12 protein-coding genes and 1 riboswitch are annotated in these 16989 nt (G+C 40.1%); of the genes, 3 read left to right on the top strand and 9 right to left on the bottom strand.

The annotated features are described in order from the left end of the window. Window positions 1-3 precede the first annotated feature (3 nt). From R2S57_RS13490 to R2S57_RS13480, 3 genes are all read right to left on the bottom strand, one after another. A complete protein-coding gene (locus R2S57_RS13490; protein ID WP_316845474.1) occupies window positions 4-453 on the bottom strand; it encodes an organic hydroperoxide resistance protein in 450 nt (149 codons plus the stop codon). A gap of 135 nt (window positions 454-588) precedes the next feature. Further along, on the bottom strand, window positions 589-765 hold the full coding sequence (locus R2S57_RS13485) for a hypothetical protein (RefSeq protein WP_316845473.1): 177 nt from the start codon (window positions 763-765) through the stop codon (window positions 589-591). 11 nt (window positions 766-776) lie between these two features. Continuing rightward, window positions 777-1589, bottom strand: a complete 813-nt coding sequence (locus R2S57_RS13480; RefSeq protein ID WP_316845472.1) for a DUF1223 domain-containing protein — start codon at window positions 1587-1589, stop codon at window positions 777-779. Between the two features lie 757 nt (window positions 1590-2346). On the opposite strand from R2S57_RS13480, the gene R2S57_RS13475 reads away from it, so the two are divergent. Then, window positions 2347-2547, top strand: coding sequence for a YtxH domain-containing protein (locus tag R2S57_RS13475; RefSeq protein WP_316845471.1), 201 nt, complete (start codon window positions 2347-2349; stop codon window positions 2545-2547). A 206-nt stretch (window positions 2548-2753) separates the two neighbouring features. Here the strand turns inward: R2S57_RS13475 and R2S57_RS13470 are convergent, their stop codons facing one another. Then, window positions 2754-4190 (bottom strand): SusD/RagB family nutrient-binding outer membrane lipoprotein, encoded by a 1437-nt coding sequence (locus R2S57_RS13470; RefSeq protein ID WP_316845470.1) that lies wholly within the window; start codon window positions 4188-4190, stop codon window positions 2754-2756. An 11-nt stretch (window positions 4191-4201) separates the two neighbouring features. Further along, window positions 4202-7366: a SusC/RagA family TonB-linked outer membrane protein gene (locus tag R2S57_RS13465; protein WP_316845469.1), complete on the bottom strand. Its 3165-nt coding sequence runs from the start codon at window positions 7364-7366 to the stop codon at window positions 4202-4204. A 320-nt stretch (window positions 7367-7686) separates the two neighbouring features. Continuing rightward, window positions 7687-7792: riboswitch (SAM riboswitch) on the bottom strand. Window positions 7793-7929: 137 nt separating this feature from the next. Between R2S57_RS13465 and R2S57_RS13460 the strand changes: the two genes are divergently transcribed. Continuing rightward, window positions 7930-9201: a TlpA disulfide reductase family protein gene (locus R2S57_RS13460; RefSeq protein ID WP_316845468.1), complete on the top strand. Its 1272-nt coding sequence runs from the start codon at window positions 7930-7932 to the stop codon at window positions 9199-9201. Window positions 9202-9627: 426 nt separating this feature from the next. Here the strand turns inward: R2S57_RS13460 and R2S57_RS13455 are convergent, their stop codons facing one another. Beyond that, window positions 9628-11292 carry an alpha-L-fucosidase gene (locus tag R2S57_RS13455; protein ID WP_316845467.1) on the bottom strand — a complete coding sequence of 555 codons (1665 nt, stop codon included), beginning with the start codon at window positions 11290-11292 and terminating at the stop codon, window positions 9628-9630. 217 nt (window positions 11293-11509) lie between these two features. Here R2S57_RS13455 and R2S57_RS13450 point away from each other — a divergent pair, with 217 nt between their 5' ends. Next, entirely contained in the window at window positions 11510-12385 is an 876-nt protein-coding gene (locus tag R2S57_RS13450) for an AraC family transcriptional regulator (RefSeq protein ID WP_316845466.1), read from the top strand. 380 nt (window positions 12386-12765) lie between these two features. On the opposite strand, the gene R2S57_RS13445 is transcribed toward R2S57_RS13450, so the two are convergent. The 3 genes from R2S57_RS13445 to R2S57_RS13435 all read right to left on the bottom strand — a co-directional run bounded on the left by R2S57_RS13445 (window position 12766) and on the right by R2S57_RS13435 (window position 16969). Beyond that, window positions 12766-14442 (bottom strand): trypsin-like peptidase domain-containing protein, encoded by a 1677-nt coding sequence (locus tag R2S57_RS13445; RefSeq protein ID WP_316845465.1) that lies wholly within the window; start codon window positions 14440-14442, stop codon window positions 12766-12768. Further along, entirely contained in the window at window positions 14439-15032 is a 594-nt protein-coding gene (locus R2S57_RS13440; protein WP_316845464.1) for a TlpA disulfide reductase family protein, read from the bottom strand. The genes R2S57_RS13445 and R2S57_RS13440 overlap by 4 nt, the downstream gene beginning before the upstream one ends. A 68-nt stretch (window positions 15033-15100) precedes the next feature. After that, a complete protein-coding gene (locus R2S57_RS13435; RefSeq protein ID WP_316845463.1) occupies window positions 15101-16969 on the bottom strand; it encodes a protein-disulfide reductase DsbD domain-containing protein in 1869 nt (622 codons plus the stop codon). Window positions 16970-16989 lie beyond the last annotated feature (20 nt).

Genomic DNA, 16989 nt, shown 5'->3' with positions numbered 1-16989 from the left:
ATACTATACCAAATTAATTTCTACATTAATATTTCCCCTTGTCGCTTTAGAATACGGGCAAGTTTGGTGGGCTGCATCAGTAAGTGATCTGGCTACTTCTGGCGATAAACCTGGAAGGCTCACATTTAACCTCGCCTGTAAACTGTATGCGCCATCTGCTAAACAAAGATCTACTTCAGTATCAACAGAAAGGTCTGCAGGTAAAATGATTTTATTTTTGGCTGCAGCTAAACCGATTGCACCTATAAAACAGGCTGACCATCCTGCAGCAAACAATTGCTCAGGATTTGTACCCTTGCCAGTTGAACCTGGAGAGGAAAGCGCGATATCTAATCTTCCATCCGAACTTTGTGCGCTACCGTCTCTGCCACCAGTGGTGTGTGTTTTACCTGTATATAATACTTTTTGTTTGTTTGAATCCACTATTGGGTTTCCGTTTTGATTATTTTCCATTTTGTTATAATTTTTAAATTTGTTGATCAAAATTACTGCTCCTATGCGCCCTGAGCGACTATATTTCCCTGAAGCAGACAGATTAACCGTTGAACCCGGCATCTGCTTACCTGAACATTTTATCGGGATTTTCTTTTATTCCGTTTCGTCATCCTGCAAAAAACCGCTTTTCTTTTTTCTGCCGATTTCTCTGATCATTTCACATTGCTGTACATTTCGCTCAAAAGGCGGTGTAATCAGAAATAACATCGACAATATTGAGATCAAACCGATAACAAAGCTGTTCGGACTTTTTTTAGGTATGTTTATCATGGTTTCAATATTTAATGGTGTGGATTTACGTCGATTGTAGATTCGAATTTGGTCGCTTTTGAAGCGGCAATAAGTTGTCCGGTTGATTGGTTTTGCAACAACCCGATCAATTCCCACTCTTTTTCATGGTATGCTTTTGGAAGTGTAACGGAAACTGTTCCAATCCCATCTTCAGCTAGCTTTTCGGTTTGTAGCTTACGCACAATCTGCACATGAGATAATGTTTTCCCTTCGTTTTCTCCCCGGGATACATTGGTATGGGCAGATTTTTGAACAAGCACAATCACCAGGTTATTCCCTTTAATCGCGCCAGAAGCCTGGTAGTGTATCTTAAATGATTTTTCAGATAAGTGCGATTGAAGTTTAATTTCTGCTGTAGCTTTGGTGTTGAGCTGGGCTGAAATCGCATTGCGGATACTGGCTTCCTCCGAACCGATAAATTCGTTCGAACCATTAATAATCACTTGTGGGGTATAAATCTGTGGCAATTTTAACCACTGACCATATTGAACCTGCCTTTTCGAATATTCGGGGCTCCCGAAAGTATCCTTCCAGCCTAAACGGTCGAAATAATCTACATGGTAAGCCAGTACAAACAGCTCTTTTCCCGCAGATTCTTTTTCCAGTCTCGCCATCAGTTCATCAGCTGGCGGACAGCTTGAGCAACCTTCGGAAGTAAATAGTTCTACAACTGCAAAGCCTTTTCCAGGGTTTGCAACCGCGGGCTTTTTTACTGGTGTTTGATAGATGGCCGCAAAGGCGGTAATGGAAAGGGCAATAATAATAAAGAAATTAATTAGTCCTAAAATTCTGGTCGTTTTCATTTTATATCTTTTTTGTTGCTCAAAACTATTTCAAAAAGCGCCGCTCAAGTAGCTGAAAATAGTCTAGCTGGACATAATCAGGTTTGAAATGGGAAGATAGCAGACTGAAATGGACAGGGTAAAATGGTGTGTAATTTTCTACTAGTTATATTGTGGCGGCAGATGTTTCCATCTGCTGCAATTCAACTATTACAATTCATAATCGCCAATCCAGAAATTAATGATCTGTCAGCTGGTAACAGCTGACAGCACGGATAAGATATTCGATTAAGCATGAATAGGAAAATACGACAGATTTACTTCGGGGTTTGTTCGGATGTAATTGTCACAACTCTGTCTTAGGTCCGAGCCAAGTCCGAAGCAACCCTGTCTCAACTGTTAATTTTTTACAACGGATTTATACTTGCCGTACATTTGTGGTGGGGGCAGATGTTACCATCTGCCGCTATTAAATTTTATTTGTTTTTGCATTTGATTAATCTATTGGTCGTTGTAACATAGACCAAATACAGCGTTGCTTTGCAATTTAACTTACGTTAAATTTGTCACGCCTGTCCAGACGTTCAGGCGGAAAGTCATAGATACCACTACTGTGTTTTCTGTGCTTTCCGTGACTCAGTGGCCAAAAAATATATAAGATTTGTTCAGTGTCAGGTGGTAACAGCTGATAGCATGGGAACAGTTGTAACAACCAGAGCCGTAAATCGTCTAAAACTTTTAACGATCTTAATATGTTTAACTAAAAAAAGAAAAGAACATGGGAATTTTAAAAACAGCAATTATTGGCGCAGCTGTATATGCAGGCGTAAAATATATCACGAAAAAAGATCCAATTACCGGACAATCTATAGTAGATGATTTATTGGATAAAGCACCACAATGGGCAGATAAAGCCAAAGGTTATGCTGAAGATATTAAAACCAGGGCAAGCAATGCCGCTGAGGATTTAGCGAGATGAATACCAATTAAAAGAAAGGAACCTGAACAGGTTTATCTTTTTCTTTAATGGTAAAAAACAAAAAACGTCCTGATATAAAATCGGGACGTTTTTTGTTTGCAATTAAAATAACAACATATTAATCAGAATTGAGAAGGTAACAGTAGTAAGTGTCAGATGGAAACATCCGACACCACTATATGAAAACACCTGACACCACTATCGAACTAAAAAGCATCAAACCAAAGTTTGGTGGTTAATAAATCAGCTCCCTGACTGCTTACTGCATTTTTATAATTCTGTCCGTTTAACGATTGCTCGGTACCTGGGTAAATAAAACGTACCGGAATTTTACCGTTAAGCACGGTATTTACTGATGCAGTTAACTGCGGATAATCTAACCTTCTTTGCTCTGCCCAGGCTTCTAAACCCTGACCAAATAAGGCAATCCATTTTTGCTCACCGATTGATTTTTTATAGTTGGCGGCATTATATCGCACTGCATCGCTATTAAGATAGATATTAATATCACTATTAAGATTAGTCAAACCGTATTGCGCGAAAGATGCTGCAATGGCCTGTCTGTATAAATCTTCAGCATTTTCAGTGGTAAACCCCCGAGCTGCTGCTTCAGCCCGATCGAAAAGCACTTCGGCGTAACTTAGAATTACCGCGGGTGCTTTTGGATCCAAGAAATAATCGCCAGGTTTTGAAGAGTTCGCTAAACCTATTGCACTGGCTTCAGAATTGGTAGAGCCGTTTGGAATGCCTACATAACCTTGTGGTGCATTTTCAGTCTTACTGGCGTAAATGGGTAACCTTTGATCATTTAATGCTGTAAGCCTATCCACAATAGTTTTACTGATCCGGTAATCGTTTCGGGTTTCAAATGAAGCCGCCACCGGATTCTGCTGTGGCGAAACATCATAATCAAGTTTGGCATTTTCCAGGTTAGAGCTAATATAAAGTCCACCTTCGGCTTTAATCTCATCAATTACCTGTTTTGCCTTGGTGGGTTCTTTATCGGCTATACGTAAAGCGATACGAAGACGTAATGAATTGGCGAATTTTTTCCAATTTTCGGTACTTCCCGAATAAATAATGTCTCCAGAAGCATTTCCAGTGTTTAAATTTAATGTCGTTTGTGCCAATTTTAAATCTTCCAGAATACCATAATACACATCTTTCTGCTTATCGTAAACTGGCGTAATAAATTGTTTAATTTTCCCTGCTTGTGTATATGGAATATCGCCATAAGCATCGGTAAGTAACAAAAAGACCCATGATCTTAAGATTAATGCAACGCCTCTATAACCTGAATTACCCTGGGCATCGCCCAATTCGATAATCTTGTTGTACCCAGGAATACTTTGCGCGTAAGCGGTAGACCATAACGACGTAAAACTGCTATTCGAATAGATAAAACGATCTTCCTCTGTATATTGAACTTTAGCCCAGTGCTGAGCAAAGAGCAGACTTGAGTTCATATTGTTGGTTACTCCCCAATAGGTATCTACGGTGGCCTTAGTGGTACCTGTTAATAAATAATCGGGTACCGGGATTTCAGGAGCATTCGGGTTGATATTCACCTCATCGAGCTCTTTGTTACAAGATGAAAATGCAATGGCCAAAATGGCCAGTATATAGATTTTTTTATTTTTCATGATGGAAAGATTTAAAATTTAACATTTAGGTTGATACCATAACTGCGCGTACTTGGATTAGAAAGACTTTCTAAACCCTGTCCGTTACCCGTATTAAAAGCTACTTCTGGATCAATATCTACGGTATTGCGGTGGATAATCCAAAGGTTACGGCCAACAAGCGATACTGAAACGCCTTGTAAACTTAAAGGGCGGATCCATTTGGCCGGCAGGTTATAGCTTAATTTTACTTCACGAAGTTTAACGTACGAAGCGTCGAATATGCTTGATTCATCAATATTTCTGAATGTTTTGTAATACTGCTGGGCAGGCAAAATTTTCTCATTTTGTTTACCATCAGCCGTTACCCCATCAAAAATAATCCCGTCATCATAAACGGTAACACCTGCAGGGGCAGTTCCGTTAAGCCTCACTGTTCCTTTTGTTTTATCATTGCCTGGATAATAGTAAGAAATCCCACCATATTCTGCTGCTCTGCCCGGAAGTGTAGAAGCCAATACACCAGTATAGGTACCAGTTGAGTAGGTACCGTTATAGATGGATCCACCAATGCTTGCGTCAACTAAAACACCTAAACTTAAACCTTTGTAAGTAAAGGTATTGTATACGCCGCCAATCCAATCTGGTGTATATTTTCCCAATACCTGTTTGGTCGGGTTTGTGGCTGGAGCTCCTGTTGCATTTACAATAATCTTTCCATTTCCATCTCTCAAAAATGCGGTTCCGAAAAGCGATCCATAAGGCTGACCAACAGTAGCAATTACCTGTGCCGTGCTTGATGCCACAACATAATTGGTTAAAAATTTTTCGGCATCCAGCTCTATTACCCTACTTCTGTTTGCTGCAAAGTTGAAATCAATATCCCAGGTAAAGGCTTTTTTGATTGGTGTAATGCCCAATTGCGCTTCTATTCCCTTATTGTTGATTTTTCCAGCATTGAGTAGCTTTGAAGTAAAACCTGTACTCTGACTTACATCGGCGGCTAAAATCTGGTTGTAACTATTGGTATTGTATGCGCTTAAATCAAGGCGTAATCTTTTATTAAAGAATACCGCCTCAACACCCAGCTCCGTAGAAGTTGTGGTTTCTGGCTTTAGATCTGGTTTTAAATCAATAGCACCTGTAGTAAGCTGTGGGTTGCTTTTAAATGGCGCACCAAACGCATAAGTATTGATCAAGCGGTAAGGATCAGCATCTTTACCCACTTTAGACCAGCCACCACGTATTTTTAAATAATTAAGGGCTTCACTTTTGATATCAAATGCTTCGGTTGCGACAAAACTTCCGTTAAATGATGGGTAAAAGTAAGATCTGTTTTGGGCAGGTAGCGTAGATGACCAATCGTTACGGGCCGTGATATTGGCAAAAAGGTAATTTCTGAAACCAATTTGTCCAGATGCATACACACTGTAAGATTTTAAACGTGATAAGTTATTGGAAGAAGTTAACGGGTCGCGGGAGTTTTTAAGTGTATACAATCCGGCAATGGCCAGTTTAGGAGCACTTTGATCGTTCTGCTCAATAGATTGTTTACGGATGTTACCGCCACCTAACAATTCTAGGCTAAAATCCTCATTTAACTGTTTGTTAAAATTTAAAGTCGCATCGGTATTGTTTTCATTCACCGCAAAGGCACTCTCTGTATAAGAACCGAATGGCGTTCCATTGGTGCCATAAGCAATCCTCACTTTACGTCTGTCGTTATAATAATCGGTCCCTGATCTGAAATTGAAATCAAGACCATCGATAATTTTATAATTCAGGGCTAAACTTCCAATAATGCGGTTACGGTTTTGTGAAACTGTATTTTCGTAAGCTACCCAATATGGATTGCTATAGTAACTGTTGTTCCAGTTAAACGTTTTTCCATTTTCGTCCAAATAGTTTTTCAGCTGGTTAATATCCACCTGACGGCCAAACCAGGTAAACTGTAACATCGTACTGGTTGATCTCGAACCACCTGTACCCGGCAAATTATCCGAATTCAGTTTACTGTAATTCGCGTTTGCGGTTAAGGTTAGTTTTGGCGTTATTTTTAACGAGGTATTAAATACAAACGAATTTTTCCCCTGACCAGAGTTCGGCACAATGCCCACCTGTTTCAGGTTGTTGTAAGAAATCCGGTAATCGTATTTTTCCCCGGCATCTGCAACAGATACCCCATTGTTTAATGAATAACCGGTTTGAAAGAAATCGCGTACGTTATCAGGGTGCGCCACAAAGGGTACCGCTACTCCTTTTGAATAAAACTGAGGGATTAACCTTCCATCCAGTTTTGGCCCCCAGCTTTCATCTACACCGTCGTTTAATCCCTTACCGGCACCATCTACGTAACTGAACTTACCTTCAGATCCCTGACCAAAAGCATTTTGATAAACAGGCAGGGTAAGTAAAGTTTCCAATACGGCATTGGAATTAAAATCAATACCCAGGCCTTTTTTCGATTTACCCGTTTTGGTTTTAATCAGGATCACCCCTGCTGCTGCCCTCGAACCATATAATGCAGCTGCATTTGGGCCCTTTAATACACTGATTGATTCGATATCCTCCGGATTGATATCCGAAATCGTGTTGGCATAATCCCTTGCTCCGGCAGAGTTTAACTGAGAGTTATCTACCGGGATACCATCAACCACAAATAAAGGTTGGTTATTTCCAGCAATAGAAGTTTCACCACGGATCACCACTCTGGATGAACCCATACTTCCCTGACTATTGGTTACGCGTACACCGGCTATTTTACCCGCGAGGGCATTAACCAGGTTCGATTCTTTGGCTTCGGCCAAATCCTGTCCTTTTAATTCCTGAACGGCATAACCTAACGATTTCTTCTGTCTGGATATACCCAGCGCCGTAACCACCACCTCATCAAGCGCATTATCGCTCGATTGCAGGATAACCGAAATCGGTCCGTTTTTGCCAATCTGCAATTCCTGGGTTTTAAAACCGATATAAGAAAACACCAATGTGCCTTTTTCTGGTGCATTAATGCTAAAGGCACCTTTGCCATCACTAATGGTCGTTTGTTTGGTTTCTTTTATGAAGATGGAAACACCAGGCAGTGTTTCACCATCTGCCGATTTTACCGTCCCGGTAATGGTGGCATTTTGAGCGAATAGCTGCTGCGTAATAAAGAGCAGCAGGATAAACGCTATTGATTTAAAAATTTTGATCATGTGTATGTGTTAATAATTAGTTAATGAATAAAATTTTGGCAATACCATTCCAGCACGATCAAAAACCGTGTTTCATTGTTGAGAATGATAAGGAATTAAGCCTGAAAAAGCCTGTTAAAATGGAGCAGTTTTAACAGGGCATGCGCATTCGGAAGTATGCATTAGGGTTCATGCAAAGGGATTTTAGCTCGTCTGTTTTTTTCATTTGAATATTTTTATATAAACATTATTTACCTGTCAAGATTGCATTGGGGCAAAAAAAAAGCACCCCTTAAATCAGAAGTGCTCCATATATTTTGATAAGGATAATGCAAACAACTGACTTAACTACCCCAGAACCGTCTGGGATGGAATTAGCACCATTTCTAAAATTAGATGGTTGCTAAGGCTTCACAGGGCCATTCCCTCCGCCTTTCTTGATAAGTATTTTAAAATAACTGGGACAAAGGTATAACTAATTCTATTTATCCTATAGTTTTTATAGATTTTTATTGAAATATTTTTTCTTTGGTGATTACATCCCTATATTTGTCGACTAATTTAGTCGATTAAAACACATCCTGATGAATCTGAAATCAATATTTACAGCCGCACTGGCCATATCCACATCCTTAACTTATGCCCAGGAACACGCTACTTTAGCAACCAACCAGGCGGGAAAGCTTAAAGAAAAAAAATCGAAGGCTTTTGTTGCCCTTGGTAACTGGCGTGGCGTAGCGAAAGTAAAAGAAGGCTTAGAGATCCCTTTCAATTTCGAAATCAATAAAAAAAGCGGACAACAGAAATTATATTTCCGCAATGCGGAAGAAAGTTTTGAAGGTGGTTTGGTAAAACAAACAGCCGATTCGCTTTTTGTTAAACTGGATCAATTTGATAATGAACTGGCTTTTGCAATTGAAGGTGACCAATTAAATGGTACTTTACGGAAACAAGATAAAGGCGGCAAACCTTTGATTATTGTTGCTGAGCGCAAGAACTATCGGTTTAAAACAGCAGATAAACCTGCAACCGCAGATTACTCCGGAAGTTACGATGTGGTTTTTAAATCACCTAATGGTAAGGACGAAAAAACAGTAGGATTGTTTAAACAGACTGGAAATAAACTAACCGGTACTTTCTTGCGCGTAACCGGCGATTCGCGTTATCTGGAAGGTGTAGTGGAAGGTAATGAATTTCAGCTTTCGAGTTTTATCGGCTCCTCTCCTGCTTATTACAAAGGAACTTTCCAGTCAGATGGTTCTTTAACAGGCGAAATTTTAGGTGCAAGAGGAAGTCAGGCTTTTACCGGAACCAAAAACAAAGACGCCGCCCTTCCCGATCCTTATAAACTGACTTACCTTAAAACAGGATACAAAACGCTTGATTTCTCTTTTCCTGATGTAAATGGCAAGAAGATTTCGCTCAAAGACGAAAAATACAAGAATAAAGTGGTGATTTTAACCATTACCGGCAGCTGGTGCCCAAACTGTGTGGATGAAGCTACATTTATTGCACCCTGGTATAAAGCAAACAAAAAACGCGGTGTAGAAATTATTGCGCTACATTACGAGCGTTCTACCGAACCTGAGTATGCAAAAAAAGTAATGACGCGCTTTCGTGAGCGTTTTGGAATCGAGTATGATCAGGTGCTTGCAGGCACGGCCGATAAAAAGGTGGTATCCGAATCTCTGCCAGCGTTGGATTCTTTTTTATCCTTCCCAACTACGATCATTATTGATAAACAAGGTAATGTAGCCCAGATTCATACCGGTTTTAACGGTCCCGCAACAGGAAAGTTTTATGATGAGTTTGTGAAGGAATTTAATACCGAGATTGATACTTTGTTGAAGAAATAAGTATCACATTATCAAACCTTAGCTGTCATTCTGAACGCGGTGAAGAATCTAATCTTATCTTTTGGTGTCTCAGTCCTTCGACAGGCTCAGGATGACAAATCGTGCAAATAATTCCGTCTTTGTATCAGATTCCTTGCTGAAAAAAAGTGTTTAGCCCCGGGCATAGCGGCATCCCCGAAGCACAGCGGAGGGATACAGCGAAGCACGGGAACATACTTTAATATTTGCTCAGACATTGCGCTCCAAAAAAGGGCATAATGTCTCGTTTAGTAAAGCAGGTGTAGCACGCTTCGGTTTAGGCAGTCCTTCTTTCCGCTTCTATCTTTTTGTGAAAGTAATTGCATTATGAAGCCTACTTCTTTCATTGTCCAGAGATCCTGCAAGCGTTCGGAATGACATTTATTTCAATTAACCTACATTAATCAATTACGCAATCTTTAAAGTTAAAGCATAATCTAATTTGGGCTTTGGCCCCTTTAGGTTTATCGATAATCCATTATTGGTCTGGCTAAAAGACAACTTTTCTCCAGTTCCCACCCACACAACGCTGTTGATTTTTTGTTTCAGGTAAACACTCCCATTTTTCATACTTTTAATCATAATTTTACCATCTTCCGGCCAGCCTAGCACAATTGCATAAACGGCTTTATTTTTAGTGGTAAAACGGATATCCGACGCAGTAAAAGGTTTTCCTTTTCCTTCGTTAAATCCTTGAGCCGAAAGTGGAGCGGCAGATTCTATAGCAGGTCCTTCACCGAATACAAACCAAGGCCTGGTGTCGTATATGGCATCACTATTAACAGTCATCCATTCGCCAATTTCTTCTACGATTTTTCTTTCCAATTCATCTATCGTCCCATTTCCTCTTACCGGGATATTGAGTAAAAGATTTCCATTTTTACTTACTACGTCGGCCAGTGTGTGAATAACTGTTTTTGCACTTTTATATTGTTTATTATCGTAAATGCGCCGATCATAATGCCAACCACCAATACAGGTATCGGTTTGCCACGGCAAAGGTTCTATGTTGTTGCTTTGTCCGCGTTCGATATCCCAAACCATGCATTTGCGTTGAAGCTGATCTAAAATTTTACCAAAAATTACCGCCTCAACCTTTCCACTCTTTTTAAGGCTCTTATTATAAAGATGGGCTGCTATCTTTAATCCGGCATCGTTTATTGGCCACAAAGGAAGTGCGGTGTCGTCAAAATAAACCATATCCGGATCGTAAGCATTGATCAGATCGATGGTTCTGTTAAAAAACTTGTCGCAATATGCTTTTGTAGGTGCATTAACACCATTTCCCCAATTCCACTGTTTATGTATAGTGCCGTTATCATTACTGTTCTCACTTAAAGCATGGTTCTGCGAATAAAGTTCCTGCGGGTCCAATCCATCCCACCACTTTCCTTTTCCATCCGCCGTGGTGAGTTTTCCATCGTAAGGCACACCAACTAAGGCGCCATTCTGATCTGCACGCTGTGCGGTTTCCATCCAGCTCCAGGCATGCGCAGCATGTACACTTACACCGAAATGCATATTATTTTTACGTGCGGCATTTCTCCAGCCCTCAATTAAATCTTTTTTAGGACCTATTTTAGTCGAATTCCATTTGTTTTGATGTTTGCTGTTGTATAAATCAAAATTATCATGATGATTGGCTAGTGCCATAAAATATCTTGCGCCAGCCTTTTTGTATAATGAAACCAATTCTTCAGGATCCCAGGCTTCCGCTTTCCATTCGTTAATTACATCCTTAAAACCGAACTTGGAAGGATGACCGTATTTGGACACGTGATATTTGTACTGTGCGCTTCCTTCCATATACATTTCGCGGGCATACCAATCACCAAATTCGGGCGCGCACTGTGGCCCCCAGTGTGCCCATATTCCAAATTTAGCGTCGCGGAACCAGTCTGGTGTCTTGTAGGCTGAAAGAGATTCCCAACTGGGTCTAAAATCACCTGAAGCGATCATTTTGCCCATGCCGTTTAAAATATGGCCTGCTGCCTTAATCTGACTAGCTAAGGCCAATGAGGGAATTGTCGTGGCAAGATGTTTCAACAATGTTCTGCGCTTGATGTTATGCATGTTCTGGTAATAATTTGATTAGCTAATATGAGAACCTTTTTAGATAATATGGCTTTAAACAAATTTATCAACCCCTTGCCTACAATCTTTGCATAAAACAGACTTTAAATTATACAAATACGACTTAATCTAATAATAATCACAAAAAAACAGAATCAGAATGGATTAATCATTATACAAATCAGTTATTTTTATTGCTGTATAAATTTCAAATAACATGGATAAAAGAATATGGAGACATTGGTTTTCCCTGCTTCACGTAGATTATGTACAACTCAATCACCGATGGAACTACAATGGCATAATAAGTCCATATTATCGGTTATACTATATTGATAGTGGCGAAGGCTTCATCGCCAATGAAAATAAAACCTTAAAACTAATGCCGGGTTACTTGTACCTGATTCCAAGTTTTACACTCTGTAACCTCAATTGCCCTACTGCTTTGGGCCAATATTTTATTCAGTTTTTTGAAGAATCTGCTGATGGGATTTCATTGTTTCAGGATAACCGCGATTTGATGAAAGTAAAGGCAAGCGATTTGGATGCAGACAATTTTAAACGTTTGCTGAACATAAATCCTGGAAGAGGTATCAACAGGTCTGATAATCCAAATGTGTACGAAAAAGATATTTATTACCGCGAATATCAGGAGCTCAATAATCAACAGCATCTTTCAAAACACATGGAAACCCAGGGAATCATTTTCCAACTGCTTTCCCGGTTTTTAGGTTCAGAAACCTTTCAAAAACCCAACAATATATCCATACCATCAAAAGTTCTGGAAGCCATCAGCTTTATACAGATCAATTTAAAAAACAGTTTTAATGTTTCAGAACTGGCATTAAGAGCGAACCAACACCCCGACTATTTTTCAAGATTGTTTCTGAAGTACACTGGAGAAAGGCCTATCACTTTTATCAACCGCAAGAGGATTGAAAGGGCACAATATCTGATCACTACCACCCGGATGTCGAATGAAGAGATTACCCTCGAAACAGGTTTTGACAGCTTGCCATATTTTTCCAGAATGTTTAAAAAAATCACTGGGTTAACGCCCGGACAGTATAAAGCGCAAACAAAAAATATTTAATAGTTACTCAGGCATTGGGCTGCAAAAACGGGCATAATTACTCTTTTTAGTAAAGCAGGCGTAGCGCGCTTCGGTTTAGGCAGTCCTTCTTTCCGCTTCTATCTTTTTGTGAAAGTAATTGCACCATGATTGGTTCTGCAACAAAAAGGATAGCCACTGCAATAAGATTTATTTAACCCGCGATGGTGCAACAACAGATGAACGAATATCAAAGACAGCATTCTCTTATCTGCGAAATAAATTTAAGTGTTGGTCGGTGAGACACCGACCAATAGAATAATGTAAGGTCCTTCGACAGGCTCAGGATAACAAATTGTGTAAATTAATTAGCTGGGTTCCGTGCCTCCCTGCCCTGCCGTTCAGACAGGCGTAGCAAAAAATTATTGAACAGCTTTTAAAACAAAGTTTACGATTGTCTTTTTTGGTACCACCACTGTGGTTGTACGGCTGAACCTGGCAATATTGATGCCATAAAAACGACCTTCCCAATCGAAAACCGGTGATCCACAGCTATTGGCTTTAATGGCGGCATCATGGGTAAAAACGGCATTAAAACCATCTCTTCTTTCTGATTTACCACCTTCAAATTTCTCGGCCGGGTGATTGAAAACCGATTGCCCCCTGCCGTCGAGTTTAAATGTTTTGCTCATTTTACCAGCAGGGTTTATCCACTCGAAAGTCACTTCATCATCTGCCCAATATTTCAATATTTCAGGTGCAAACTCATTTGCTTTTTTAATCGCTTTTCCATTGATACTGATCAGTTCGTCGCCAACTTTTAAACCTGCTTTTTCGGCCGGACCTCCCTCTTTAACTAAGGAAAACTGTACCGGACTCGAATTATACACCACCATTGCGCCTAAATAAGGCTGACTGTTAATTTTCGGTAAATTAAATAGTGCGCTGCCTAAAACACTGCGCATTATTTTACCATCATGTTCAACGGTATATAAAAATCGGCCCATGTTTATTTTAGCCGTATCGGATGGAATAAGATCTAAATCGATTCCACCAGTTATTTTTTCTCCCATCTGGAATAAAACAAGATCATTTTCCTGATCTCTAGCGATTAATTTAAGTGGTATTGTCAATCCATCAACATAACACATCGGCTTTTCGCCTACCATGGTGTTTTTACTCAAAAGAAACTGTTCTTTATCGCCCGCTGGTGTTTTAATATTCAATAAAGCAGCGTCAATTTCCTGTTCTTTACCTTTTAACATACTCTTTATCAAAAAGCTGCTGTTTTTAATTTTTGGGCTGTCAAAATCCGGATGTAATGCTTTCGCGCTGTTTTCCTTTACCAGTATCTGGAACAAGGGATCCGTTTTAATACTATCCAGCTTTTCGGGGAAAGCCATATAAAGGGTTTCCTTGTTTAAGGCCGTCCAATAACGGCGGTATAGATCAACAGGGATTTCAAAGTTCATCTCCTCAGAAACATCAATGGCACTATGCAAACCAATTACACGACCATAATAATCAAACAGTGGGCCGCCTGAATCGCCTGGCTCCATTTTACAGGTAGAGCGGATAAAACCATATTCATTTTTCACTTCAGCCACACGGCCCAGCCTTAACGTTGGCAAGGTTTGGTTTAAACTTTCGGGATAAGAGATACTGATACAAGCTTCGTTTTTAACCAAACTTGCAGAATAGCCCATTTCTGCAAAGGGCCAGGTTCCTTTATCGGTAATCTTCATCATGCCCACATCAGGTATACCTGGAGTATCTTTATTTTCTATTTTACCCAAAGCCACTGCAATACATTCGCGCCCGTCGGGGAAAAAGACTTTGTAATTTTTACCTGGTAAAATGGTGTGTGCGGCAGTTAAGATATAACCATCGGCGCTCACTACTACTCCACTAAACTGACCACTGGTTCTTTGGTTCTGTTGCACATCGAAACCCCACATCCGTACACTGGCCGGATATGCTTTTTTCACGGCTTCAGCAATGGTTTTCTGGAATTTTGCTACTTGTTTTTTCTGTGCAACAGCATTGAAGCTAAAAAGCACCACTATCGTAATCGTTATTCCCTTGATATAATTGTTCATTCTGATTGATGTTTTTTGGCCAGGTTAATCCGCTCAGCAATTTCTTCGAGCGCAGCGGCATCGGTTCCGGTGAAACCAGTAAGTTTAAATACAATATTTCCTGCTTGATTGATAATGAGTTTTGCAGGGATAGCGCTTACGCCATAATTTTCTACTGCGGCATTATGCCCGGCACTATCTTTCAGATCCATGAGTACCTCGAATTTAAAGCCAGATTGTGCAATGTACTTTTTCACATCGTCGACAGGTGTTTTGGTGGTTTCCCAGGTATGGATAAACAAGAATTTCACCGATGGATCATTTTTATAGGCATTAACGGCCAGCTGCATGGCTGGGAATGATTTTTTGCAGGGCACACACCAGGTAGACCAGAAATCGAGTACAATTACTTTTCCTTTTAAATCTTTTAGCGACACTGTATTTCCATCGAGGTCTTTTAAAGTGAAACCAGGTGATGGTAATTTGATCATTTCGGTTAAAAGCTTGTTGTGCAGGGAATCAGTTTTACTTATAGCAGTTTGTGCCGATGCCGAAATACATATACACAGGCACAACAAAGCTAAAAGGCCAAGCCTTAAAAAAGGTTTCATAGTTTAAATTAGAGGATTTAAGAAAACGGCAAGGCCATTTTACCGGCCATGCCGAGCGCATAGGTTGATTAGATGAGTATTTCCAATATCTTTTCTTTGGGCGGATAACATTTGGTTTCATCACACACCTGATAATAAAGGCCACATTTAATTTTGGTTCCGGTTTTAGCCTTGCTATAATCAACCATGATCCTAAAATTTGCCTTTCCTTCAAAAATGAACATGCCATCGCTGCCCGGATAAGGCACAGCTGCAGTCGTTTTCCATTCCTGATCGGCTACAGCACCTTCGGGAAGTTCCAATCTGGTTTCTGTAACGATAAATGGATTATCTTTTGAAACATAAGCATAGATATGCCAGCCTTTTAAAATTTTGGCTTCGATCAGTAAACTGTCTTTTTTATTGCCATTACCGGGAATAAATCTTGCAGAAATAGCAACCGGATCTGCAGTGGTAGGCTCTCCACCAACAATCGGCTTTGGCAATTGGTAGCTTTGTTGCGGGCTCACAGGAATGCTTTTTCCGTAAGTATTGACCATAAATTTAAAACCACCAGATTCAGTATAAAATAAGTTGTTGCGGTTTTGATTGAGCCAGTTTTTCCAATCGGAAGCTTTATTAAACTTTTCGGTGGTATAACGCTCGAGCAAGCGCTGAGCCATCGCCACATCTTTTCCGCTCTCTAATAAACTGATACATTTATCTAAAAGTGCCACTTTACGGTTCGAAATACCTAATTTTTGCGCATCCCGATCCAACTGGAGCGTATACACACCAGAAGGATAGAAATACTCATAATTTTGACGGTAGTATTTGTGATACTGGCTGATGTTGGTGCCGTAAATGGCAAACAAACTATCGCCTGCAAAACCTTTTACATAGTCCTCAAAAGATTGTGTATCGTTGGTTACCGGCATTTTCAAAAACATTTCGTTGCCATGGCCAATATCTTCACCCTTTGCTTTTTTATCCTTTAATTCCTGTTGCATTTTCAGCATGCGCAGATTGCCTTCGCGTCTGGACACAATGGCCTGGTTATACAGCTCTTTGTTTAAGCGGTAAATCAGTTCATCAATACCGCTACGGGTTTCGATCTGCACTTTTTTAACCATCGCTGGCTGGCGGTCGAATTTTCTGATGTAACAGATGCTATTTACAAAAACATCTTTGGCCTCATCCGTCATATAATCGGGCGAACCCGCAAAACCCCACATAAAATAATTGCCCTGCCGGCCAAGCGCCACAGCTTCTGCATTTTTCAGGCAAACGCCGCCTGAAATAGATTCGGCGTCAGGCGAATCGTTAAACCCTTCACCATGCGAAACCATGCCGATTAAATAAGGCTCTTTTGAAGAAAAACCCTGTTTTACCACCTGCCACATGTCCATTTCTTTTGGTGTTTTTGCCCCTTGGTGGCCATTAAAAAAAGAACCTGGCGTCGCTTTCTTTACCATACTTAGTTTTACGGCATTTGGAGTATTAAAAATGGGGTGACTGGTTTTAATATTTAAAGCTTCATTATCCAAACACTGGCAATACCAATCGAACTTTAATCCTAAAGGTAAACCCACATTGGGTGCCATGGCATGCATTAAAACCATTGGGCGGTTAAAGTTTGCGGGCAGGTTAACCGGGCCGGCGTCCATTAAGGTTACATCCACCCCTTCAGACATTTCTACCTTATAATCGGCTACATCAACCACTTTAACTTCGGTAAAACGTTGCTCCAGAAAAGCTTTAAAATCGGCCATTCTGGTTTTGTATATTTTTTCGAGAATATTGGGGGTAGTTGAATAATACACTATATTTTTGGGCATTGGTTTATCAGGATTATATCCTACATACAATACCCTTAAGGCAATTTTATCCCGATGTTTCGCAATGCCAAAACTGAGCAGCGAAACCAGCATCAGGCATACAGTTAAAATCTTTTTCATGGTCTATATTTGTTCGGCCT

Origin of the sequence: Pedobacter psychrodurus (assembly GCF_032678585.1) — a bacterium.
Classification (GTDB): Bacteria; Bacteroidota; Bacteroidia; order Sphingobacteriales; family Sphingobacteriaceae; genus Pedobacter; species Pedobacter psychrodurus_A.
The sequence above is the reverse complement of the archived record's forward strand: the minus strand, read 5'-3'. Positions and strand labels throughout refer to the sequence as shown.